Origin of the sequence: Tenacibaculum agarivorans, from assembly GCF_001936575.1 — a bacterium.
GTDB classification, from domain to species: domain Bacteria; phylum Bacteroidota; class Bacteroidia; order Flavobacteriales; family Flavobacteriaceae; genus Polaribacter; species Polaribacter agarivorans.
Genome location: NZ_MSMP01000004.1, coordinates 28,824 through 52,211 on the forward strand (window position 1 = coordinate 28,824; position 23,388 = coordinate 52,211).

General features: G+C 29.6%; 16 protein-coding genes. 5 read left to right on the forward strand and 11 right to left on the reverse strand.

All coding sequences use genetic code 11. The features are described 5' to 3' along the window. Window positions 1-12 precede the first annotated feature (12 nt). The 6 genes from BVC87_RS03930 to BVC87_RS03955 form a co-directional block, all read right to left on the reverse strand. Window positions 13-1,491, reverse strand: a complete 1,479-nt coding sequence (locus tag BVC87_RS03930) for a hypothetical protein (RefSeq protein ID WP_075341056.1) — start codon at window positions 1,489-1,491, stop codon at window positions 13-15. 94 nt (window positions 1,492-1,585) lie between these two features. After that, the gene (locus BVC87_RS03935) at window positions 1,586-2,068 is read right to left on the reverse strand and encodes an energy transducer TonB (protein WP_075341057.1); all 483 of its coding nucleotides are present in this window, start codon (window positions 2,066-2,068) and stop codon (window positions 1,586-1,588) included. Between the two features lie 105 nt (window positions 2,069-2,173). Continuing rightward, complete coding sequence (locus BVC87_RS03940; RefSeq protein ID WP_143569710.1) at window positions 2,174-3,064, reverse strand: DUF4350 domain-containing protein; 891 nt, start codon at window positions 3,062-3,064, stop codon at window positions 2,174-2,176. Window positions 3,065-3,069: 5 nt separating this feature from the next. Continuing rightward, entirely contained in the window at window positions 3,070-4,575 is a 1,506-nt protein-coding gene (locus BVC87_RS03945) for a M56 family metallopeptidase (RefSeq protein WP_075341059.1), read from the reverse strand. 12 nt (window positions 4,576-4,587) lie between these two features. Further along, a complete protein-coding gene (locus tag BVC87_RS03950) occupies window positions 4,588-5,982 on the reverse strand; it encodes a M56 family metallopeptidase (RefSeq protein WP_075341060.1) in 1,395 nt (464 codons plus the stop codon). 5 nt (window positions 5,983-5,987) lie between these two features. Then, entirely contained in the window at window positions 5,988-6,356 is a 369-nt protein-coding gene (locus BVC87_RS03955) for a BlaI/MecI/CopY family transcriptional regulator (RefSeq protein WP_075341061.1), read from the reverse strand. Window positions 6,357-6,469: 113 nt separating this feature from the next. Between BVC87_RS03955 and BVC87_RS03960 the strand changes: the two genes are divergently transcribed. From BVC87_RS03960 to BVC87_RS03970, 3 genes are all read left to right on the forward strand, one after another. Beyond that, window positions 6,470-6,970, forward strand: a complete 501-nt coding sequence (locus tag BVC87_RS03960) for a DUF456 domain-containing protein (protein ID WP_075341062.1) — start codon at window positions 6,470-6,472, stop codon at window positions 6,968-6,970. 248 nt (window positions 6,971-7,218) lie between these two features. Then, window positions 7,219-8,913: a lysine--tRNA ligase gene (gene lysS, locus BVC87_RS03965; RefSeq protein WP_075341063.1), complete on the forward strand. Its 1,695-nt coding sequence runs from the start codon at window positions 7,219-7,221 to the stop codon at window positions 8,911-8,913. Window positions 8,914-8,937: 24 nt separating this feature from the next. Further along, complete coding sequence (locus BVC87_RS03970) at window positions 8,938-11,049, forward strand: hypothetical protein (protein WP_075341064.1); 2,112 nt, start codon at window positions 8,938-8,940, stop codon at window positions 11,047-11,049. A 68-nt stretch (window positions 11,050-11,117) separates the two neighbouring features. Here BVC87_RS03970 and BVC87_RS03975 read toward each other — a convergent pair whose 3' ends face one another. Beyond that, on the reverse strand, window positions 11,118-12,848 hold the full coding sequence (locus BVC87_RS03975; RefSeq protein ID WP_075341065.1) for a polysaccharide lyase family 7 protein: 1,731 nt from the start codon (window positions 12,846-12,848) through the stop codon (window positions 11,118-11,120). A gap of 362 nt (window positions 12,849-13,210) precedes the next feature. Here BVC87_RS03975 and BVC87_RS03980 point away from each other — a divergent pair, with 362 nt between their 5' ends. Both BVC87_RS03980 and BVC87_RS03985 read left to right on the forward strand, forming a co-directional pair. Next, the gene (locus BVC87_RS03980; protein ID WP_083629251.1) at window positions 13,211-15,166 is read left to right on the forward strand and encodes a NosD domain-containing protein; all 1,956 of its coding nucleotides are present in this window, start codon (window positions 13,211-13,213) and stop codon (window positions 15,164-15,166) included. Window positions 15,167-15,333: 167 nt separating this feature from the next. Then, the gene (locus tag BVC87_RS03985) at window positions 15,334-17,355 is read left to right on the forward strand and encodes a ComEC/Rec2 family competence protein (protein ID WP_083629253.1); all 2,022 of its coding nucleotides are present in this window, start codon (window positions 15,334-15,336) and stop codon (window positions 17,353-17,355) included. Window positions 17,356-17,367: 12 nt separating this feature from the next. Here the strand turns inward: BVC87_RS03985 and BVC87_RS03990 are convergent, their stop codons facing one another. The 4 genes from BVC87_RS03990 to BVC87_RS04005 form a co-directional block, all read right to left on the reverse strand. Beyond that, on the reverse strand, window positions 17,368-17,883 hold the full coding sequence (locus tag BVC87_RS03990) for a thioredoxin family protein (RefSeq protein WP_075341067.1): 516 nt from the start codon (window positions 17,881-17,883) through the stop codon (window positions 17,368-17,370). Window positions 17,884-17,976: 93 nt separating this feature from the next. After that, window positions 17,977-19,554 (reverse strand): peptide MFS transporter, encoded by a 1,578-nt coding sequence (locus tag BVC87_RS03995; protein WP_075341068.1) that lies wholly within the window; start codon window positions 19,552-19,554, stop codon window positions 17,977-17,979. A gap of 19 nt (window positions 19,555-19,573) precedes the next feature. Continuing rightward, window positions 19,574-21,124: a peptide MFS transporter gene (locus tag BVC87_RS04000; RefSeq protein ID WP_075341069.1), complete on the reverse strand. Its 1,551-nt coding sequence runs from the start codon at window positions 21,122-21,124 to the stop codon at window positions 19,574-19,576. Window positions 21,125-21,148: 24 nt separating this feature from the next. Beyond that, complete coding sequence (locus BVC87_RS04005) at window positions 21,149-23,308, reverse strand: S9 family peptidase (RefSeq protein WP_075341070.1); 2,160 nt, start codon at window positions 23,306-23,308, stop codon at window positions 21,149-21,151. Between the last annotated feature and the right edge of the window lie 80 nt (window positions 23,309-23,388).

The following is a 23,388-nucleotide window of genomic DNA, read 5'->3' on the forward strand; positions in this document are numbered from 1 at the left end:
AAAAAGAGAATACTAGTATTCTCTTTTTTTATCTGTTTCAATATATTTCCATCCGTCTTTTCTAAAAACATTTAGTGTGTAAGAACCTTTACCTTCTTGAAAGCTTTGTTTCATACTAATCTGTATCGTATCATTTTTAACCTTGATCTTTGAAAGTCTTTCAGACATGCCATCGTCATGAATAAATATCTTTTTCTCTACTTCTTTTTCACCTTTATTTTCTATGTTATATATATGATGGTAATTATTATCTGATTTTATAAATATTTCACTGTAATCATCACAACCAGTTAATCCCATTTCATCAGCAGATTCAACCGTATAATTATCAGCTTGCACAAAAAGAACTCTTTCTCCTTTGTCTAACGTGATTGATAAATCTGCTGAAAACTTTAAAACATCATTCCCAAATAAAATAACTTCTTTTCCTTGATATTTTACACTCACATAATTTGACCATTTACAATATTCTTGCTCTTTTATCTGAGGCCGTTTGTTTTTTGTTTTTCCAAGAATAGTTACCTCAGTTATATCTTGTAAAGTAATACTCGATATTGCCTGTAATTCTTTGTCATAAACAACATGCTTTCCTGGTAGAACTACTCCTTTCTCATAAGTGCTTTCAAATACTGCTGGGGAATTTAAAATTATAATTTGATAACTTAATTCATTTCTTTCGACTAGATAACCACTAAAAACAAATACTTTTTCTGCTTTATCAGTATTTAGCTCTACTTCTACCCATTCCCCTTTTATTTTTTCTCCATCATCATCTACTGTTTTTTTCATATCTGTTACACCAGTAATGTGTAATTCCTCTCCGTAAACAAATTTTCCCAAAGCTCTACCATTTGGCACATCTCTATAAATAAGACCACTTTCCGCACTTACACATTTATACTCATCGTGCTCTGCTATACTGTATCCATTTCGAGTTTCATCAAATGTATCATCTTTTAGAAAAACTCCATATGATAAAGTCCCTTCTTTTACATCTACAGAACCTTCTTTGGCTCTTGAAAGATCTAATCGGCCAAAAGAATCTGGTTTCACTTCATAAGTAAAAACTATATGTTCATTCCAAGTTACCTCCTCGTTAGAAATTCGTTCTTCTGGATAAATATAACCATCAAACGATTGTATATCCTTATATATAAGCTCGTCTCCTTTATTTTCCCAATACAGAATCACCGTCTCTTTAAAAGAGTTATCACTTTTATTTAAGAGACTTACAAAGGCAATACCATCTAAAAACCCATTTTTATTTAAGTCGATAGTTGCGTAATCTTTACTTTTAATGGTAACTTTTTGATCAGATAAAAAGGTTGAAGAAAACTCCTTTTCTATAAATTGAGTCATCTCTTTTTTAATAGATGCTTTATCTTTGAAATTTTTCTTTACCGTCTCTTTTTTATCATTGCTTTTAGTTTCACATTTCAGCATTGAAAAACACACCACAGCAAGCCATAAATATTTTACTACTAATTTCATTTTTTTAGTTTAAAATTTAAAGGTACCTAAAGGATAAAGAATCAATATAGTTAGATTTATTTTTGAAAAGGTTCTTCCCATATTCGCAATCTCTTTATTTTCTTTCTTTTGTTTTTATGTTTATTGGAAGTTTATATTGTGTAGTTACTGGAATACCTCTTTTTATGGCAGGATATAACTTGGGCATATTCGCTACAATATCATCTAAAACATCAGGTAATTGAGGGATTTGCTCTTGAATTAATTCAGATAGATCAATGTCTTGAACTTGCATATTTCCTTCCTTATCGATAATTAGAATTACGGTTACCACTTCATTAATAAATTGTTCACTTGAAATATCATGCAACTTTAATTCTTCAGTAAATTTCTCTCTAACATTTGTTCTAAAACAATTCGTTTTTTCATCTTCCAAAAGCTCTGAACACTCTTTAAACCAAGGAGATACATCCACTGTAGAAAAATCTACAATAGTATCATTAGCTATTGAGTCTGATGTATTTACTTTTCCTGAAATATAATCACAAGAAAAGCAGACAATTAAACCTAAAAAACAAATACTGAATTTGACATTCATGATTGAAAAGTACAAATTTTTCTATTAAGAATATCATTTAAAAAGCTGAAGTAAAAACTTCAGCTTCTTTATTATTATAATCAAAATCTATATGTAGACAATTTATTATTTCCCAGATAACCAATTCATAATGTTTAATAACAATTTATAGTTTTCTGAAGCTTCCTCAGAATTCATTCCTACTTTAAATTGATTAGGTCCTGCTAATTGAGCCGTAAACATAGCTGCTTCTCCAAAAATGGCAATCCTCCCTTTTCCATATTTCATTACTGCACCTTGTGAGAGCTCTTTTGCTGGAAAACGTTTTGTTTTTTCATTAAATCTCCACATGGTATCTGGCAAATGCACAATTAACTTCTCAGTTGTTTTTAATATTGCTAGTGCTTTACTTGGGATTTTAAATGCCTGCCCCGTAAATGTTCTTATTTTTTTAATTTTTTTAAAGTGCTCATTTCCATCTACAAGTTCATGATTCCCAAGCATTTTATTCTCTTTTGTAAAATCTATAATTCCTCTTCTATTTTCATCTAATAAAAAGCTATCATAAAAAGTAAATCCAAAAGCTTTTCCTAATTGTACACTAGCTCCTGCAAAAGGCATATGGTCTGCGATAAGAAATAAGGCCCCTCCATTATGTACCCATTCTTGTATTGTTATAACTTCTTTGTTCGTGAATGCACTTTTCGTAGGTACAACAAATGGACCTCGCGCATTTTCTGATAACGCGTTCGATATCACTAAAGTTGTGACTGTATCTAGTACATGATTAGTAAACTTATGTGCAAATGATTTTACTGTATACCCTGCTTTTCGTAGTACTTTAGCAAAGGGTAAAAATCTATTATTTATTGTATGAAAATTATTGTGTGCTTCATCTACATAAACTACTCCTGTATATTTTCCTTTTTCTAATTTAGGAGTATATAATGTATCTGGTACTTGTTGTGAAAATACTAGACAATTAAACACTAAAAATATAATAATACTTAATCTCATACCCATTATTTCATTTTAAACCATAGCGGCAGTGTGTATTTTATTGCTACTGGCTTACCGTCTTTCATTGCTGGTTTCATTTGAGGCAGCTTTTTTACGATATCCATTGCGTGTTTTTTTAATTCAGAACTCATTCCATCTGCCTTTATCTTTGCAATTCTCCCTTCTTTAGTGATTATAAAATGTACGTATACTTCATCAAATAAGCAATCATGAGTCTTACACTTTTTAATGAAATTAAAGTCGAAATTTTCTAATACAAATTCTCTTATTTTAGTATTAAAACAATCTCTATCTCCTTCTTCACAACCAGGATAGACTGGAAAAACTCCGGCCATAGAAAGTGGGATTTTATTAATTGTATACTTACTACCGTAACCTTGGCTATAGTTATAATACTTCATTGACATCCCAACAGATTCTCTCGAATTATAGTGCAATATTTTTTTACCATTTTTCCCTTCAAAAATCCTAGGTTTCATTAAAAAAGATATTCTTTCGGTTTCATTATTAATAGCTACATTGTACTCTTTTCTTTCTGCTTCAGTTAGATCTTCAACTGAGTATTCTTTAGTTTTAGGAATTTCTTTTGACCAAAGTACGGTTATCAAATTTCCTTCATTATAACGATTAATATTTGATATAACTGATCCAGTTTCATCTGTATTTGAACACGAAGTATATATCAACATACTTGTTATTATGGGTAATAATAATACATATTTTAGCTGTAGAATTTTGTTAGATTGTTTTTTAGTCATCATCATAATTCTCTTTTTTACTAACGATTTTTTATAAAATTGATTTACAAATGCAATCTGTTCAACCTGAAATGCTTCTGCTAATAAATTATTGATGTATTTATTTTTCTCTGAAGATTTACTCACTATTTCATCCGAAATGAATTCATGAACTAATGAGATTCGTTTTTGATATAACCACACCATAGGGTTGAACCACATTAGTATTTTTAAAAGTTCAAAAAGTAATAAATCAATTGTATGCCTTTGTTTGCAGTGTACTAACTCATGCTCGATAACTTTTTGTCTTCTTTTATCCTCTATATTTTCTCCTAGAAAAATAAAATTGAAAAACGAAAATGCTTTTGAGTTTTCAGGGAGTAAAACAATGGAATGTGTTTTCTTTTTTTCTATTGGATTTTTATAAATCAACTGTAATATTGTGTACGATTTGATTATAAATAATACAGAAAAGAAAGAAACTCCCAACCAAAAAATAATTCCAAAGTAATTTATTGATTGATACCATTCCTGCTCTTCTATAATCGTTTCTGGAGACAATACAACCTCTGGTAACAAAACACCATACTTAACTGAAACAGAATTTTGTACTATTGGTAATTTTATAAGCGGTATTATAAAAGACATTATAGAAGTAAACAACAAATAAAATCTGTTTTTAGAAAAGAAGGTTTCTTTACTCAGAAACAAATCGTAAATAGCTAAAAACAATATTTGAAATAGTATTACTTGAATGATATAAGGTAACATAACGTTTATTATTTATTTCACTTCAAAAGTTATAGGTAACACATAGGATACCGTTACAGGTTTCCCTTGGTATTCACCAGGATGCAACTTTGATATTTTCTTTACCATACGTATAGCTTCTTCCTCTATTTTGGGATGTGGAGCTCTCGTTTCTACATCAACAATATTCCCTTTTTTATCTATTTTAAATCTCACATAAATTCTTTTTTTACCTGATGTTAGCCCTAAACTATTTACGAGATCAGCATTAAAGTTTTTTTGCACAAATTCTATTATGTTCTTATTAAAAGCTTCTTTTCCCTCTCCTTTACCTATAAAAGCAGGAGCTTTGTCTAATTCTGAAAAAGGGACAATTCCTTTTTCTAATGATAATTTCGCATTTTCATCACGCATCTTTTTCAAAAACTCTCTAACCTCCTCTTCCGAAACACTTTCTTTACCAGTTAATTCTTTTATTTTATTGAGCATTTCTTTAGAAAGTGGCGGCGGCGGTGCTAACTTCTCTTTTTCCATTTCAGCAAATGATTTTGTCTCTTTTTCATCTTCTTTTGAAGATTGATTATTGGAGCACGCTGTATATAAAAGCATACTCGCCAATACAGGAATTAATACTAAATACTTTACTTGTTTAATTTGTTTTGATCTGTTTTTAATAATCATAGTAATTCGTTTTTTAATAAATGAATGTGTATAAAATTGATTTACAAATGAAATCTGTTCAACTTGAAATGCTTCTGCTAATAAATTATTGATGTATTTATTTTTCTCTGAAGATTTACTCACTATTTCATCCGAAATGAATTCATGAACTAATGAGATTCTTTTTTGATATAACCATACCATAGGGTTGAACCACATTAGTATTTTTAAAAGTTCAAAAAGTAATAAATCAATTGTATGCTTTTCTTTACAATGCACTAACTCATGCTCAATAACTTTTTGTCTTCTTTTATCCTCTATATTTTCTCCTAGAAAAATAAAATTGAAAAACGAAAATGCTTTTGAATTTTTAGGGAGTAAAACAATGGAATATGTTTTCTTTTTTTCTATTGGACTTTTATAAATCAACTGTAGTATTGTGTACAATTTGATCATAAATAATATAGAGAAGAAAAAAACTCCTAACCAAAAAATAATTCCAAAATAATCTATTGATTGATACCATTCTTGTCCTTTAATAATTGTTTCTGGAGACAATACAACTTCTGGTAATAAAACACCATACTTAACTGGAATAGCATTTTGTACTGTTGTTAATTTTATAAGCGGTATTATAAAAGATACTATGGAAGTAAATAACAAATAAAATCTGTTTTTAGAAAAAAACGTTTCTCTACTCAGAAACAAATCGTAAATAGCTAAAAACAATATTTGAAATAGTATTACTTGAATGATATAAGGTAACATAGCTTTTATTGTTTATTATTTTTTTCAATCTCTTTTAAAATACTTTCTAATTCTTTGATATCCATTTTATTTTCCTTCATAAAAAAAGACACCATACTTTTAAAAGAACCTCCAAAGTAACCGTCCATTAATTTATGTAAGCTCTGATTACTGTAATCTTCTTTTTTAACAATTGAATAATATACATATCCTCTTCCCTTTTGCTTATGATCTACAAAGCCTTTGGTTTCCAAAATCCGAATAATAGTAGATACTGTGTTATACGCTGGTTTAGGTAATGGAAGTTCTTCAATAATATCTTTTACTGACGCTTCTTTTAGTTCCCATAACACTTGCATAATTTGCTCCTCTGCTTTAGTTAGTTGCTTATTCATAAATTTTGTTTTGAACAAATATAACTAAAAAATTAGTTTAAACTAATTTTTTAGTTAAAAAGTAACATTTTATTCAATTCATCGTCTCATAGTTATAAATAGTAGACATATAGATGGATATATTTTTAACTCTTTTAGGCTTTATATTTATTTGTTTAGGCATCATTGGATCATTTTTACCAATATTGCCTGGTCCTATTACAAGTTGGATAGGTTTGTTATTACTACACCTTACTAAAGCAATACCTAAAGATTGGACATTTTTAGGTATCACTTTATGCGTTGCAATAGCTATATTTATTTTAGATTACTTTATACCTGCCTTTGGAACTAAAAGATTCGGAGGTTCTAAATATGGAGCTTACGGTACTACTATTGGACTGATCGTGGGTCTGTTCTCTCCTATTCCTTTTGGAATGCTTATAGGTGCTTTTGGAGGTGCTTTTTTAGGTGAAGTTTTGTTTGATCGAAAAGATAATACTCAAGCCTTAAAAGCTTCTTTTGGTGCTTTTTTAGGTTTTTTAACCTCTGCTATGATTAAATTTTCAATCGCTTTTATCTATTTCTTGTTATTTCTAAGTAAAGTATGGGAATACAGTAGTGTACTTTTTTAAATTGCTATAAACAAAAAAAGCAACCCATTTACGGGAAGCTTTCCATTGGTTAACAAAACCATGGCAGTTTAACTGCCGAACAACACAACTAATGCTGCCTTACAAGAAAGCAGCCTGCAAATATACAACCTTTTTTTAATCTGATCAAAATATATTTTCATTTTTCTATAAACTAAAAGTAAATTGTTTAATCTTACAATTGATTGTATCTTTGCGCCTTAAATTTTCAATCTAAAAAAAGAATACTAATGCAATTATCAGAACAAGAAATTGTACGTAGAGAGAAGCTTAGCAAGTTACGTGAATTAGGTATCAATCCTTACCCTGCAGATTTATTTCCACTAGATAACAACTCCCAAAAAATAAAGGAAGAATTTGAAGAGGGTAAAAAAGTAATTATTGCAGGTAGACTAATGTCTCGTCGTATTCAAGGAAAAGCTTCTTTTGCTGAATTGCAAGATAGTAATGGTAGAGTACAAGTTTACTTTAATAGAGATGAAATTTGTATTGGAGAAGATAAGACGCTATACAATGAAGTATATAAAAAGTTATTAGATATTGGTGACTTTGTAGGAATTGAAGGAGAGTTATTTAAAACTCAAGTTGGAGAGATTACTGTAATGGTGAAAGACTTTAAATTATTAAGTAAAGCATTAAAACCTTTACCATTACCAAAAGTAGATGCCGATGGAAATACTTATGATGGATTTACAGATCCAGAAATGAGATATCGTCAACGTTATGCTGACTTAGCTGTTAATCCACATGTAAAAGAGGTATTTGTAAAAAGAACCAAGTTATTTAATGCGATGCGTCAGTTTTTTAATGATGCTGGATATTTTGAAGTAGAAACTCCTATTTTACAACCAATTCCTGGTGGTGCGGCAGCTCGACCATTTATTACGCATCATAATTCATTAGATATTCCGTTATACATGAGAATTGCTAACGAATTATATCTAAAAAGATTAATTGTTGGTGGTTTTGATGGTGTATATGAGTTTTCTAAAAACTTCCGTAATGAAGGAATGGATAGAACTCATAATCCTGAATTTACAGCTATGGAGATTTACGTGGCTTACAAGGATTATAATTGGATGATGGAATTTACTGAAAAGTTATTAGAGCACTGTGCTATTGCAGTTAATGGTACTACTAAAGCTACTTTTGGTGAATATGAAGTAGATTTTAAAGCGCCATATGCAAGAGTAACCATGGCTGACTCTATCAAACATTTTACAGGTTTTGATATTAACAGTAAATCTGAAGAAGAATTATTCGAAGCTGCTAAAGGTATGGGAATAGAGGTTGATAAAACCATGGGTAAAGGAAAGTTAATTGATGAAATTTTCGGAGAAAAATGTGAAGGAAATTATATTCAACCTACTTTCATTACTGACTATCCTAAGGAAATGTCTCCATTGTGTAAAGAGCATAGAGATAATCCTGAATTAACTGAGCGTTTTGAATTAATGGTATGCGGTAAAGAAATTGCCAATGCATATTCTGAATTAAACGACCCTATAGATCAACGTGAACGTTTTGAGGAGCAATTAAAGCTTTCTGAGAAAGGTGATGATGAAGCAATGTTTATTGATCAAGATTTCATTCGTGCTTTAGAATATGGTATGCCTCCTACTTCTGGATTAGGTATAGGTATGGATCGATTAATTATGTATTTAACTAATAATCCTTCTATTCAGGAAGTGTTATTCTTCCCGCAAATGAAACCAGAACGCAAGGCTCCTACTGTTGAATTAAATGACGATGAAAAAGCTGTATTGACTTTATTACAAAAAGCTGAGAAGATTGACTTAAATGAATTAAAGTCTCAATCAGGATTAAGTAATAAAAAATGGGATAAAACTATTAAAGGATTAACTAAAAATAATTTAGCTAAAGTTTCTAAAGAAGAAGCTGGATTATTTGTTGAAATAGTATAGGAACATAAAAAACGAATTTTTAAAATGATTAGATTCATAAAAAGAAAAATCAACATTAATGTTTTAATGTTGATTTTTTTATTGTTAAGCACACAAAGTATATTAGGACAAAAGGTAGATTTAGACAAAGAAAGAGCTTCTATAAGATTTATTCAACTACCTACCGATCCTATTTTAAATAGCGATGATAGAACGTATACGGTAGCATCTAATATTTCTGATTTCATTAAAAGAATTAATATTTCTGGATTTACTAAATTAGAAAAAGAAGGAACTATAAAAATTAGAATTGATGTTGATGAATTACTTTCTACTCCTGTGAAAGTATCCAAAATAGTAGAGGAAAATAAAGATAAAGAAGGAAAAGTTATAAATACTAGTACTTTTTATACAGCTAACATGGAACTTATATTGAAAGGAAGATGGTTTGTTAGCATTACAAATGGTAAATCATACAATTACCCAATAGAGTATTCTAAAAAATTACAAAGTAAAAAAACTAGCAGTTTAGATCATACAAAAAAATACTTTGAAAAAAATCAAGAAGCTTTAATCAAAAACTTTAGAAAAGAGTTTATGAAAGAACAAATTTCTAAGTTGAACTATTATCTTAATGCATCATATGGTTATAGAAATGAAAGACGAGAAGAAGTTTTTTGGATTTTAGATTCAGAAAAAAATCCAGATTATAAGGGATACCAGAGTCAATTTAAAAGAATAAAAGAAGTTTTTGGTAGAATAAAAGCTAAGCAGCCTATTACCTCAACTCATACACAGTATTTAGATAATTTTGAAGAATATTTTAATCAGTTAGTTAAAAAATATCCATTAGATAAAAGGAAACATCGAAAAATGAGGTATGCTAGCTATTACAATCTTGCCAAGCTGTATTATAATTTTGATATGTTGGATAAGGCTATTGAGTATGCCAATAAACTTATTGAGAATGATTACGATAAATCTGACGGGAAAAGAATCATTAAAAAAGCCAATAAGCTTAAAAAGTTATTTGAATTAAATCAGGTTACATCTACTCACTTTCCGGTGCAAACAGTAGATAAAGTTGTTTACAAGCAAGAAGATAAAATTGTCTCTGATAAAGCCAATAGTACCATTCCTGTAAAACAAACACCAAAAACAAAACCTTCATCAGAAATAAAGAAGAAAAATAACTATTATACCTTAACTAATAATATAGATAAGGATAATGAAATAGTTAAATCTATTATTACTGATATTGAAGAGTTTTATATGACATACGATAAAACAGGACTTGTTTTAGAAAAAGGGTATTTGATTGACAAAAATAGAATTGTAGGAAAAGAATACTATTCTCTAGGACAAGATAAGTTTACTCAATTACTAATTGTTACAAAAGATAATCAAATCAATAGTGTAAAACTTCATAATACAGAAATAGAATTAAATCTAAATGATAAAAAAAGAATAGAAAAATTAGAATATCTAAATGGTAAGTATCAGTTTAAAAGGGATGCATCTGGTAGAATTATTGATATCGTTCATAATACATACTATGATAAAATTGAAAATATCAGTTTTAATAGAGATGTTAATGGTTTACTCGAAATAAAAAAGAAAATAAAAAAATTCGGTCCTACAATCATTACTCATAAAGAAAATACACCTACTAAACATTCTTCAATTTATACTGAATTTGACAAAAAAAATAAAATCAAAATTAAAATTGAAAATGATTTTACGCTAAAGAATGACAACCATGTAGTTCTTAATAAAAATTATACATATCATACGGGTGAGAAAAAAAAGACATCAAGAGATTTTATTTATAATAATTTTAATAAACTAATAAAGTTTGAAAAAAGAACTTCTGATCATAAAAATATTCATACTCTTGAAACAAAAAATTATGAATATTTGAATAATGAGCTAGTAAAAACAGCTACAAAGATGTTTATTGATAACCAAATTCAATCTACTGATATTAGCATTTCAAAAGATATTACATCAAAATCAGAAAATGCGCCTGAGTATGAATGGAGAGAAGGTATCTATAGATTAAATAGTAATAATGAATTAATTAGTATTGTCAGAGATGGTAAATACAAAGAAAAAACCAACGGAGTTTGGAGTGATTGGAAATTCCAAAGAATGTAAATTATAAGAAAAGAGCAATTGAAATTTCAATTGCTCTTTTTTTTAGTATTAGCCTTAGTTTAAAATAATTAATGAAAAACCTTTAATTCTCTAATGGCAATCAGCCCAAAATCATCAGAATTTTTTGCTTTCTTTCCCTTCACTGATTGTAAATAACATCCTGCTTTAAAGTAATTTTCTCTTGCAGCAACTGACTTAGATGTATAAATCGTTTTTACCCTATTGCCGTTATTATCTAATTCATATAGCTTAACAATCTTATTTTTATATGTTAATTCTAAGTGTAGCTCTTGACCTAAAGTTAAACTACCTACAGTTTTTCCTCCACCTTCTAATACTTCTGTGACATAACCGTTGATTCTAAATTTAACATTTCCTGTTTTTTGGAAAGGATCTCCTTCACATTGCACTCTTATAACATCATCAAACTTATCTGTTTTGTCATGAATTTGTCCAAAACATACTTTTCCCGATTGTGGTAAATGATCCACTCTTACTCTCCAAATCATTCTATGCTCAGTATTAGTTGCTCCATCCCAGTAAATATTATTATTCCCGTTTGCAGTTAATTCTCTTAGTTCTGATCTTGGATTACCTGAACCACTAGAAGTTGGATTACCTGTATAGGCTTTAAAGTAGGTCCATGTACCATCTGTATAAAACCAATCTGGATTACTAAAATTCGCTAAATTTGGGGTTTTGTCCACATAACTCAACCCATTATTGGATGCACCTAACTTAAATGTCCCTGAATATCCATTTAATTTCCAATTTTGTAATCCTCCTAAAACTCCAGCCGGTGTTCCATTATTTCCTGGTCCAGGATCAATAACTACAGAAGCCTCTTTTATTTCTAACCAATTGATATTCCAACCACCATCTGTAGCCAATAAACGTAATGTTTGTTTTCCTTGATTTAATCTAATTGTTTTTTTCGTAGTAATCCAATTTTGCCATCCATTAGTTGTTTCTTTACTAATTCCAGCCAGTCTATTCCCATTACTTAATACATCAAATCTAATCGTTTTGTTTAATGAAGCTACTCTAAATTCGAAAGCATAATCATTCGTCGAAGGCACATCTATTTCATATTCTAAATAATCTCCAGCATCAATATATCCAACATTTAAACCTCCTCCAGTATCTGCAGTATTTTCAGTTCTTGTCCCTTGTTGATTTGTAAAATCTTCAGCTTGTATTCTTGATGGGACTGTTACAGCATTCTGTGTTCCTCCATTATTATTAGCTTCTCTTACGTTAATTTGTACTTCAGTTATACTATTCCAATCGTTACTAGAGTTTCCAAAACCTCTAATTCTTACATATCGACCTTCTGTATCTGGTAATTCGTATTTTACTAGTGCTTTAGTAGTACCTGAAGAACCTTCCGTTTTTTTGTTTAATACGGTAACAAATGAAGAAGTGGTTTCTCCTATTGCAATTTGGAAGAAGGTTTTTCTTTGATCGCCTTTAAAAAAGGCAATACTTACATCATCTATGGTCATACTCTTTCCAAGGTCATAAGTTATATACTTACCTGTTTTACCTAAAGATGACCATCTTGTATTTAAATTTCCATCAAGTGTATTAATCGGTCTATTACCATCATCTCCATTAGCAGATACGGTTATTTCATTACTATTTAGGATTCTATTAGAGATTACTAATTGCCCAATTTCTTCTGATGAAGTATCATCAATAATAGCTAATTCTTCATTAGAGCAAGAAATAGCAGAAAACAGACATAAGGCTGTAATTGTCTTAAATAAAGTAATAGGTTTGAAGGGTTTGTTTCTCATGATTTCTTCTGTTAAGTTAATGTTTTGTTTGTGTTATTTTGGTTTTCCAAATTGACAAACCATATTGGTTTACCAATTTTTAGATTATAAAAATATAAAAAAACAAATAAATGATTTGTTTTTAATCATTCTGACAATTCAAAACAAATCGGGCATAATTGTAAACCATAAGAAAACATAACATTTCCATAAAAAGTGATACAATATTTTATTTTACATTAATAAATTGAACTCAAAAATATTTGTATGTGCCTAATATATATTTGCTGGCATACAACATATATATAAGTAACTTAATCCCGTTAAATCATTGTACATTTACACTACAATAAATTATATATGAACTTCAATCCCTACATAAGATGAAAATTAACTTGTCAATATTATTAATTTGTTTCACTTCATTATTGATCTGTTGTAGTAAAAAGGAAGCTGTAATAACTGAGGATCCAATCCATAATGATAATGGACAAGATCAAAATACAACAGCCTCCCCTTGTGAATTTGACCTTTCGTCAATTCAAGCTGGAGATACTATAATTATTGATTGCCTATTAGATTTAGATGGAAAAAATATTGATCTCCCAGATGGCGTAATTTTTACTTTTAAGGAAGGTGATATTATTAATGGAACACTTAACTTTTCTGGAGAAAATAATAAAATTGATGGTAAACTTTTAAATTCAACATTAACTATTACAGGAAATGTTCGTTTATCAGAAGAAACATTTACTTTTTCTCCATCTCGATGGAAAAATATAATTCAAGGGACAGTTTCATATGAAGTAGCTTTGCAGAATACCCAAGCTTTTGAAGAGATTCTATTTTTTATTGCTGATCTAGGGGGAAAAACTATTGAAATAGATAATTTCGATGCTTATTTTGAAGTATCTACAGTAACTAGCACCACTAGTGATCAAAACTTCAGACCTACTAAGGAGGCTATTAATTTACCTTCTAATATTCATTTAAAGATGACAAATAATACATTTTTACGAATGTTTACTACTCCACCCGGTGGCGTAAACGCAACTTTAATGGCTGTTAGAAATGTAGACAATGTTAAAATATCTGGAGGAAATTTAATAGGAGATCGATTGACACGAAAATATGTTGGTGACGGTGCTGGAGAACAAGGCTCTAGATTATTTTCAATCCATGCTTCTCGTTCAATAGAAGTTGATAATGTAACTTTCGAATATGGTTCTGGTGGGGGAATTACTATTTTCTCTTTAGGTTTTCCATTTAATCCTGATTATATTCCAACTGATGGTGTACTCATTAAAAACTCTATTTTTAAGAACCTTAGACGTATGTCTACTTCTGTAACTGACGGAAAGAATATAAAAATCATAGGAAATACTTATATAAACACTGGGCAACCTATAGCTAATAATGACGATGGTGGAAATGTTGGTTATGCTATTAATATTGAAACTTTTAGAAAAAGAGATGATGACGGTAATTTATTAGAATATCAAAGAGTAAATAATGTAGAAGTTAAAGACAATATAGAGGATAATAGTAGAATAGGTTTTTTACTCGTATTAGGTAGTAGTGATGTCATTGCTGAAAACAATACAGTTCAAACAAGAATGGCCTTTAATTTTAGTAGTGGTGTTACCTTTAGCAATAATAACTTCATTGGAAAAACGAATCAAGATCAAAGCTTTGCTATTTTCGGAGCTGGGGAAAACAGTGAATTTACATTTGATAATGAAATACATAATAATACGATTGATGGAAATTATGGAACTGGAATTTCTCTATCAACTCAAAAATGTAAACTATATCAAAACACTATAAAAAATGTTGCTGTTGGTATTCAAATAAGTTCTTCTAACAGTATTGATATTTATGAAAATAAAATTAAGGCTTCTAATAATGGAGTTTTCTCCAATTCAACAACTATAAATGCCATTCAAATATTTAACAACACTATAGAATCTGATAGTTTTCATATGAAATTTACACTAGTGAATCAGACACCTGAAAGTTCTAACTTTGCCATTAATATTTATGAAAATGAATTCATAAATCAAGCTAGTAGCGTCAGTATTTCTAATACTAAAGGGATAAATTTTAATAAGAATACACTTTTAGGAGGTATCAGCTTGAACAATGTTGTTAATACCAATATTACATCCAATACCATTGCTCCTAAAAATAGCAACGGAATATTACTACAAGGAGACCTAACTGAATTGATAGTAGAGGGTAATACTATATCAAAACCTACTGTAACTCGATTTGAGTGTATTAGCAATGAATCTACCTCAACATCTGAAGTAACAACAACTAATAATTCTTGTAATTAATCTTATTTACCTTGAATTTATATAAAGAATCTAAATTATCATTTGCTAATTTAAAGGTGTGACTTCATTAAATCACTTTTTAATTTACATCAATTAATAGAAGTCTTTAAATTATTGATTAAATAGCTATTGTAACTTAACAATGTATGCATTACCTTTGAACTGTTATGAAAAAGGTATTGCTATACCCACCTACACATGTATTGCTATGTGTTATTTTGGGAATTTATATTCAACATTTTGAAAAAATATGGAAATTTGGTTTTAGTAGTTTACTAATTCTAAATTGTGTTTTTTTATTATTGCTATTTTTCTTTACTATATTACAAAGGAAAAAGCTATTCACACTTTTGTGCTTTTTATCCTTTTGTACTTTTGGTACTAGTGCTACTTACATTTCAAATTCTAAGAACTATAGTAATCACTATACAAATCTTCCATACACAAGTTCTTCAGCACTTCTTAAAATATCTAAACGGTTAAAATCGAACTCTTATTACGATACATATATTGCGAAAGTTATTCAAATTAAAGAAGTTTCTAGTACTGGTAGTATCTTATTGAATGTAAAAAAATCAAATAAAGAAAGGTTAATTGAAAATCAATTGATACTCTTAAAGCCAATATATAACGAGCTAAAACCACCTTTAAATCCTTATCAATTTGATTATAAAAACTATCTTCTCAGACAAGGTGTAACACATCAAATAACTACTGAAAACAAATATTTTAAAATCATTCCGAATACTACCTCATCGATAGAAAATTATATCTATAGTTTTAGAAACCATCTTCAAAATGAGTTAAAAAAATATTTCTCCGATACTGAAACTGTATCGGTAATGTTTGCACTTTTATTAGGGCAACGTCAAGATATCTCTAAAGCATTACTCGAAAGTTATACCAATGCGGGTGCAGTACATATTATCGCCATTTCAGGTTTACATATTGGGATTTTATATCTTCTATTATCCTTTGTATTACAACCAATAGAATTACTACCAAAAGGTAAAACTTTCAAAATTTTAATTTTAGTTGCCCTCCTTTGGTTGTTTGCTATGTTTACAGGACTTTCAGCTTCTGTAGTTAGAGCTGTAACTATGTTTACATTTATTGCTATAGGAAAAGTATTGAAAAACAAACCTCCTATAGAGTTTTCCTTAATATCGTCGATGTTAGTATTATTATTGATCAAACCTATGTTTTTATTTAATGTGGGATTTCAATTAAGTTACTTAGCCGTATTTGGAATTGTATGGATTCAACCTCTAATTGCTAGAACATATCATCCCAAACTATGGATCCTTAATCAATTTTGGCAATTGACTAGCGTTTCAATTGCAGCTCAAATTAGTACACTACCTGTAAGTCTATATTATTTTCATCAATTTCCAGGCTTATTCTTACTATCCAACTTAATTATAATTCCTTTTCTCGGTGTTATCCTTGGCTTTGGATTCTTAGTCATTATTTTACTAACTATAAAAACTGTTCCGGATTTTCTGATTTATACATATAGTACAGTTATAGAAAGCATGAATAAATGCATTACATGGATATCTGGGCAAGAACAATATATTTTTTCAAAAATCCCAATGTCATTATTAGATATGCTATTATGTTATGTCTTAATTTTTTTTATTGTTCAAATCTTACTGAAGAGAAAAACCAATTACATATTTGCGGTTCTACTTACTATAATTTGCATACAAATTTCACATATCTACCAAAACAATAAAAATCAATCAACAAAGGAGCTCATTGTTTTTCACAACTATAAATCTAGTATAATCGGTATACGAAATGGGAATGAAATGCAAATAGTTAGTAACTTAGATCGTTCAGCTATTGAAAAGAAGAAAATAATAGCTTCTTATGAGGTCAACGAAGAGGTATCTTTGAAATACGATACACTTAGAAGAAATATCTTTGCTTTTCACAATGAATATATACTTGTGATTGATAGTACAGGTGTTTATCCTAAAAAGTTTAAGAAGGATCCAATATTGGTATTACAACAGTCTCCAAAAATCAATTTAGAACGCGTAATTGAAGAGCTAAAGCCTAAACAAATTATTGTTGACGGTTCTAATTATAAAAGTTATGCTAAACGTTGGCAGTTAACTTGTATAACAAAAAAAACACCATTACATTATACAAATGAAGATGGTGCTTATATTTTAAAATAGTAAGTTTAATTACTATAGAGAGCTTTTAAAATTTTTCTCAAAATCTTTCCATGGTGTACTTTTATAAGCTTCACCACTGAAGTATGATAATATTTTTTCAAATCTTTCTTTAGCTAAATATCCTGGAACGGTTTGTATTAACTGTTCTTTAGGATCAAAAAATGCTGTAGATGGGTAACTCATTTTACCATTCATAATAGCTGCTGCTAATTCATGATATTTCGATTTCCCTTGCTGTACAAATTTGAATGTTTTTCCTTTAAAATCTATATCTCCTTTACCTTCTCCATCCATTTTCACTGCATAATAGTTATCATTTATAAACTTTACAATTACTTCATTTTTATAGGTAGTTGCATCCATTCTTTTACACCAACCACACCAGTCAGTATACAAATCAACTAAAATTGGTTTTGGGGTAGTTTTATTTAACTTTAATGCCTCTTCAAATGACATCCAGTTCACTTCTTGCGCTTGTACTGCAAATGCTGAAAGCACAAATACGGCTGCTAATAAAAAATTTCTCATACTCTTTATGTCTCAATAAGTATTCCAAATTTACAAAAAAACCTGTCAAATTTATTTTGACAGGCTTAATTTATTATAAATATGGTAATTATTCTATTTTACTCCGTGCATTAATCTTTTCATTACTGGACTTAGTCCTGCTATAATTAATCCTGCAGCTATAGGAATTACTGTAAAAATTAAGAAAAATCCTGAAATAGAATAAGCCTTTTCAATTTCTTCTATATAACTTCCTACTGTACCTGCTAATTTATTCCCCATAGCAATAAATAAATAATACACTCCAAACATAAATCCAATCCATTTTGCTGGAACTAACTTACTTATATACGATAAGCTTACTGGAGAAATACACAGTTCTCCCATGGTATGAAACAAATAAGCAGCTATTAACCAAAACATACTTACTTTAACTACTGGTTCTCCTGCAACTATACCTTGAGATCCAAGTGCTAGAAAACCAAAACCTAGACCTAATAATAAAAGACCTAATCCATATTTCATAGTTCCAGATAAGTTATACTTACTTTCCCACCATTTAGAAAAGAATGGTGCTAGTGTAATAATAAATAGTGAGTTTAAAATTCCAAACCAAGTCGCAGGAACTTCTACACTATCTTTAGAAAAATCTCTATTAATTTTCCACCCTACTATACCCCAAATAATAATGAAACTAATTGAAAGTATAATATTTCCTACAGCATATTTAGCAAATGTTTTCTTAAACAACAAATACAACACATAAGTAATAATACCTAGAGGCAAAATAGTGAGCAAAGCATCAACATATTTAAATACTGTACCATATATTCCTGTTAAATTTCTTTGAGTATATTCTTCTGCAAAAATTGTCATAGAACCACCAGCTTGTTCAAAAGCTGCCCAAAAGAAAACAGTAAAAACACAAAATACACCTACAGCTATTAATCTATCGAATACTACTTTAGAGCTTACATTTTCTTCTTCAAGATTATTATCAACAAAATCCTGATCTCCATCTTTACCAATATTCTCAAAACTTAATTCTTTGATCTTTTTTGGGGATAATCCAATATTACCAAATATATTTTGTGTGAAATAGAATTGTAACATTCCTATAAACATAAAAATTCCTGCTAATCCAAAACCTAAAGACCATGAATAATTTTCACCTATATAACCACATAGCATGATTCCCAAAAATGCACCTGCATTTACTCCCATATAAAAAATAGAATAAGCCCCATCTTTTTTTCCTTCATGATTTTTATACATATTAGAGATTATAGAAGTCATATTTGGCTTAAACAATCCATTACCAACCATCAAACATCCTAAACCTATGTATAAAAATAGAGGAGTTTCAACAGCCATAGCTGCATGTCCTAAAGTCATAATCAAGGCACCAAAAATAACTGCCCATCTATATCCTAGTAATTTATCAGCGATAAGGCCTCCAAAAACTGGTGTTAAATAAACTCCCATTGTATACGTCCCATACAAAGAAAGTGCTTCGGCTTTTTCCCAACCAAAACCTCCACTTGATATAGAACTAATTAAAAATAAAACTAAAAGTGCACGCATTCCATAATAGGAAAAACGCTCCCACATCTCTGTAAAGAAAAGCACAAATAACCCTGCTGGATGACCTAATACTTTATCTTTAAACATACTATCAATATCCGTATTCATATACTATTAATTTGGTTTATTAATTATCTGCTAATTCAAATCCTTCAGCTTCTTCATGTTTTAAGTCTCTCTCTTTCTCTTCTACTCCATGGGTTAATCTTTTAAGAGGTTTTAATATTAATATAAAAAGTCCTCCAATTAAAACTGTAAAGATCAAAATTCCAGAGAAAATAGTCAACTCACCATAATCTGAAGCGGATTCTCCAACTATACCTGCAACTTTATTTCCCAAACCTGTAGCTGCAAAATACACCCCCATCATTAGCGATGCATATTTTACTGGTGCTAGTTTCGTTATGAATGATAAAGCTACGGGAGAAATACATAACTCCCCTACAGTATGAAAAAGATACGCTAAAACTAACCAAACCATACTTGAAGTACCAGATTTTTCAAATTCCATAGCTGCAAAAACCATAAACAAGAAACCAAATCCCATAATTATTATTCCTAAAGCCATTTTAAATAGTGATGAGGCTTCTTTTCCTTTAAGTTTTCTTTTAGCCCAAAAGCTTGCTACTGCTGTTGCAAATAAAATGATAAAACCAGCATTTAAACTTTGAAACATTACTGTTGGTACTTGCCAACCAAAGAGATTTCTATCGGTTTTTGTATCAGTGTATAAATTCATTAACCCTCCAGCTTGCTCAAAAGCACCCCAAAAGATTATTACCATAATAAAAGATAGTAATAAAACTAAGAACCTATCTTTAAAAACCTGTGTTTCTAGCTCTTTATATATCATCATTAACAAAGCTGTAATTGCTGTTAAAAACAAAAATAGAAGCCCATAACCCCAGCCTAATTTATACCAACCTACTATTGATACTAAAGTTAAAAGTACAGTAATTATTAATTGTTTTGAAGATTTAAAAAGTTTACCGTACAATTGACCATAAGAAATTTCATTTTCATCATTTTTATTTACTTGTAAATTACCTACATGTTTAAGATATTTTTGTCCATATACATAATTGATAAGTCCTAAAATCATAACTATTCCTGCTAATCCAAAACCAGCATGCCATCCCCATTTAGCAACTACTAAACCTACAATCATAGTAGCCAATAGCGATCCTAAATTTATTCCTATGTAAAAAATACTAAAACCTTTATCTCTTCTAATATCTCCTTCTTTATACAATCCTCCTACCATGGACGATATATTAGGTTTTAGAAGACCAACTCCTAAAATTACTAATCCTAAACCAGTATAAAAAGCCCAAATATCTGTCATAACTAAAACTCCATGCCCTAGACATAAAATAATAGCACCTAACAAAACAGACTTTTTTTGACCTAGTAATTTATCAGCTATCATACCTCCAGGAATAGAAGCCACATATACTAACATTGTATACCATCCATATAACGCTAGTGCTTCTTTACTTGTCCAACCTAAACCTGCTCCTCTTGCATCTTCTCCCATAGTTGAAGCTGTCATATAAAGTACTAATAATGCTCTCATTCCATAATAAGAAAAGCGTTCCCACATTTCAGTTAGGAAGAGTATATATAGACCCACAGGCTGTCCAAATAACTCCTTTTGTTTAATAGCTGAATCTTTCATATAAATATATAGTTTGTTTTAAATTTAGTTTTTAAGACTATTCAATACAAAATTGGTCATTTTAGTAAATAAATGTAATCTTGTATTTTTCCCTCTGTATATTCCATGTGTTCTATCTGGATAAATGAATAGATCAAACTGCTTGTTTGCCTCTACCAAAGCATTTACCATTCTAGTTGTATTTTGAACATGAACATTGTCATCTCCTGATCCGTGAACTAATAGATAATCTCCTTTTAGCTTATCTGCATGAGTAATTGGCGAATTATTATCGTAACCACTTGCATTTTCTTGTGGAGTAGTCATATAACGTTCTGTATAAATAGTATCATAAAAACGCCAAGAAGTTACTGGTGCTACTGCTATTGCCATAGAAAACACATCGTTTCCTTGTAATAAACAGTTAGTACTCATAAAACCTCCGTAAGACCAACCCCAAATTCCAATATTCTTTGCATCTACATAAGGCTCTGTAGAAAAGAATTTTGCTGCTGCAATTTGGTCTTCTACCTCATACTTCCCTAACTCTTTTTGTGTAACTTTCTTAAAATCTCTTCCTTTATATCCTGTTCCACGTCCGTCTACACATGCAATAATTATACCTTTTTGTGCTAATAACTGATGCCAGTAATCGTTATTTGAGTTCCAACGATTTGCTACTTGCTGAGAACCAGGACCTGAGTATTGGAATAATAATAACGGATATTTTTTATTTGGATCAAAATCCTTTGGTTTTATCATCCACATATTTAAATCATTTCCATTGATATTATAAGTAAAAAACTCTTTTTTACTCATTTTGTATCCTTTCATCTTAACTTGAAGTTCAAGATTATCCTTTAAAGTCTTGAGCTTAGTTCCTGCTCCATCATATAATGTGTAAGTAGGCACTTTAGTTGATGACGAGTGTGTATTGATAAAATACTTCATGTTTTTGCTAAAAGAAGCATTACTATGTCCGCTCTTTGGAGATAATAATTGCTTTGCACTTCCATCAATACTTACGGAATATACACCTCTATTAATAGAACCATTCTCTACTGACTGATAGTATACTTTTTTAGTATCTTTATTAAATCCGTAATACTTAGTAACATCCCAATTTCCTTTAGTTACTTGATTTTTTAAAGTTCCATTTTCATCATAGTGATAAATATGATTATATCCATCTTTCTCACTAGTCCAAATAAAACTATTATCATCTAAAAATGTTAAGTCGTCTTGTACATCTACATAAGCCTCATCAACTTCATTTAATACTACTTTAGATGTATTTGTTTTAGCATCAAAGAAATATAATTTTAAATCGTTTTGCTTTCTATTTAATGTAGTAACTGATAATACATTTGGTTTATTTGTCCATTGAATTCTAGGAATGTATTCATAACCACCAAGATCAATATTCGTTACACTTTTATCAGAAACATTGAATAACTTCAAACTTACTTTTGCATTTTTTTCTCCTGCTTTAGGGTATTTAAAAGTATGCATTGAAGGGTATAACTCATTCCCTGTAACATTCATAGAAAATTGAGGTACGTCAGTTTCATCAAAACGTAAAAAAGCTACATAGTTACTATCCTTACTCCAATCAAAGGCCTTTACAAAAGCAAATTCTTCTTCATACACCCAATCCGTAGTACCATTAATTATAGCATTTACTTTTCCATCTTTTGTTACTTTTATTTCTCTATTCTCTTCAATGTTTCTTACATATAAATTATTCTCTTTTGCATAGGCTACTTTCTTGCTATCAGGAGAAAAAGTAGGTTCTTGAATATCTTTCCCTAATAAATCCAATTGCTTTGTAGCAATATCATATATATAATATGTTCCTTTATAGGAATAACGATATACTTGTTTAAAGTCAGTTCCTAATAATAATTTGGTTTCATCAGCATTAAAAGCATAAGACGTAAAATACTGTAGATTGTATAAATCTTTACTATCTACAATAGTTGCTACTTTTAATTGTGTTTCATAACTATACTTATCCACCGAAGAAGTACCTGATGCTCTGTCGAAATTAAGTACAGAGTAAAAGTCTCCATTCATTGAATTTAGCTCATTCATTCTATCGGCTGAAAATGCTCCAGACCATATTTCCTGTAATGTGATTTCTTTAGTTTGACTTGTAACAGAAAAAACTATTCCTAAAATTGCTAGAAAAATTATTTTTCTCATGGGATTTTTCATTTAGTTGACGATTTGATAAAATGTGTGCCAAGTTTACGAAAAAATAATAAATTTTACTTCAATTTAAC

Coding starts and splice junctions, on each gene's coding strand:
- BVC87_RS03930 (WP_075341056.1), bottom strand. CDS start 1,491: ATGAAATTAGTAGTAAAATATTTATGGCTTGCTGTGGTGTGTTTTTCA.
- BVC87_RS03935 (WP_075341057.1), bottom strand. CDS start 2,068: ATGAATGTCAAATTCAGTATTTGTTTTTTAGGTTTAATTGTCTGCTTT.
- BVC87_RS03940 (WP_143569710.1), bottom strand. CDS start 3,064: ATGAGATTAAGTATTATTATATTTTTAGTGTTTAATTGTCTAGTATTT.
- BVC87_RS03945 (WP_075341059.1), bottom strand. CDS start 4,575: ATGTTACCTTATATCATTCAAGTAATACTATTTCAAATATTGTTTTTA.
- BVC87_RS03950 (WP_075341060.1), bottom strand. CDS start 5,982: ATGTTACCTTATATCATTCAAGTAATACTATTTCAAATATTGTTTTTA.
- BVC87_RS03955 (WP_075341061.1), bottom strand. CDS start 6,356: ATGAATAAGCAACTAACTAAAGCAGAGGAGCAAATTATGCAAGTGTTA.
- BVC87_RS03960 (WP_075341062.1), top strand. CDS start 6,470: ATGGATATATTTTTAACTCTTTTAGGCTTTATATTTATTTGTTTAGGC.
- lysS (WP_075341063.1), top strand. CDS start 7,219: ATGCAATTATCAGAACAAGAAATTGTACGTAGAGAGAAGCTTAGCAAG.
- BVC87_RS03970 (WP_075341064.1), top strand. CDS start 8,938: ATGATTAGATTCATAAAAAGAAAAATCAACATTAATGTTTTAATGTTG.
- BVC87_RS03975 (WP_075341065.1), bottom strand. CDS start 12,848: ATGAGAAACAAACCCTTCAAACCTATTACTTTATTTAAGACAATTACA.
- BVC87_RS03980 (WP_083629251.1), top strand. CDS start 13,211: ATGAAAATTAACTTGTCAATATTATTAATTTGTTTCACTTCATTATTG.
- BVC87_RS03985 (WP_083629253.1), top strand. CDS start 15,334: ATGAAAAAGGTATTGCTATACCCACCTACACATGTATTGCTATGTGTT.
- BVC87_RS03990 (WP_075341067.1), bottom strand. CDS start 17,883: ATGAGAAATTTTTTATTAGCAGCCGTATTTGTGCTTTCAGCATTTGCA.
- BVC87_RS03995 (WP_075341068.1), bottom strand. CDS start 19,554: ATGAATACGGATATTGATAGTATGTTTAAAGATAAAGTATTAGGTCAT.
- BVC87_RS04000 (WP_075341069.1), bottom strand. CDS start 21,124: ATGAAAGATTCAGCTATTAAACAAAAGGAGTTATTTGGACAGCCTGTG.
- BVC87_RS04005 (WP_075341070.1), bottom strand. CDS start 23,308: ATGAGAAAAATAATTTTTCTAGCAATTTTAGGAATAGTTTTTTCTGTT.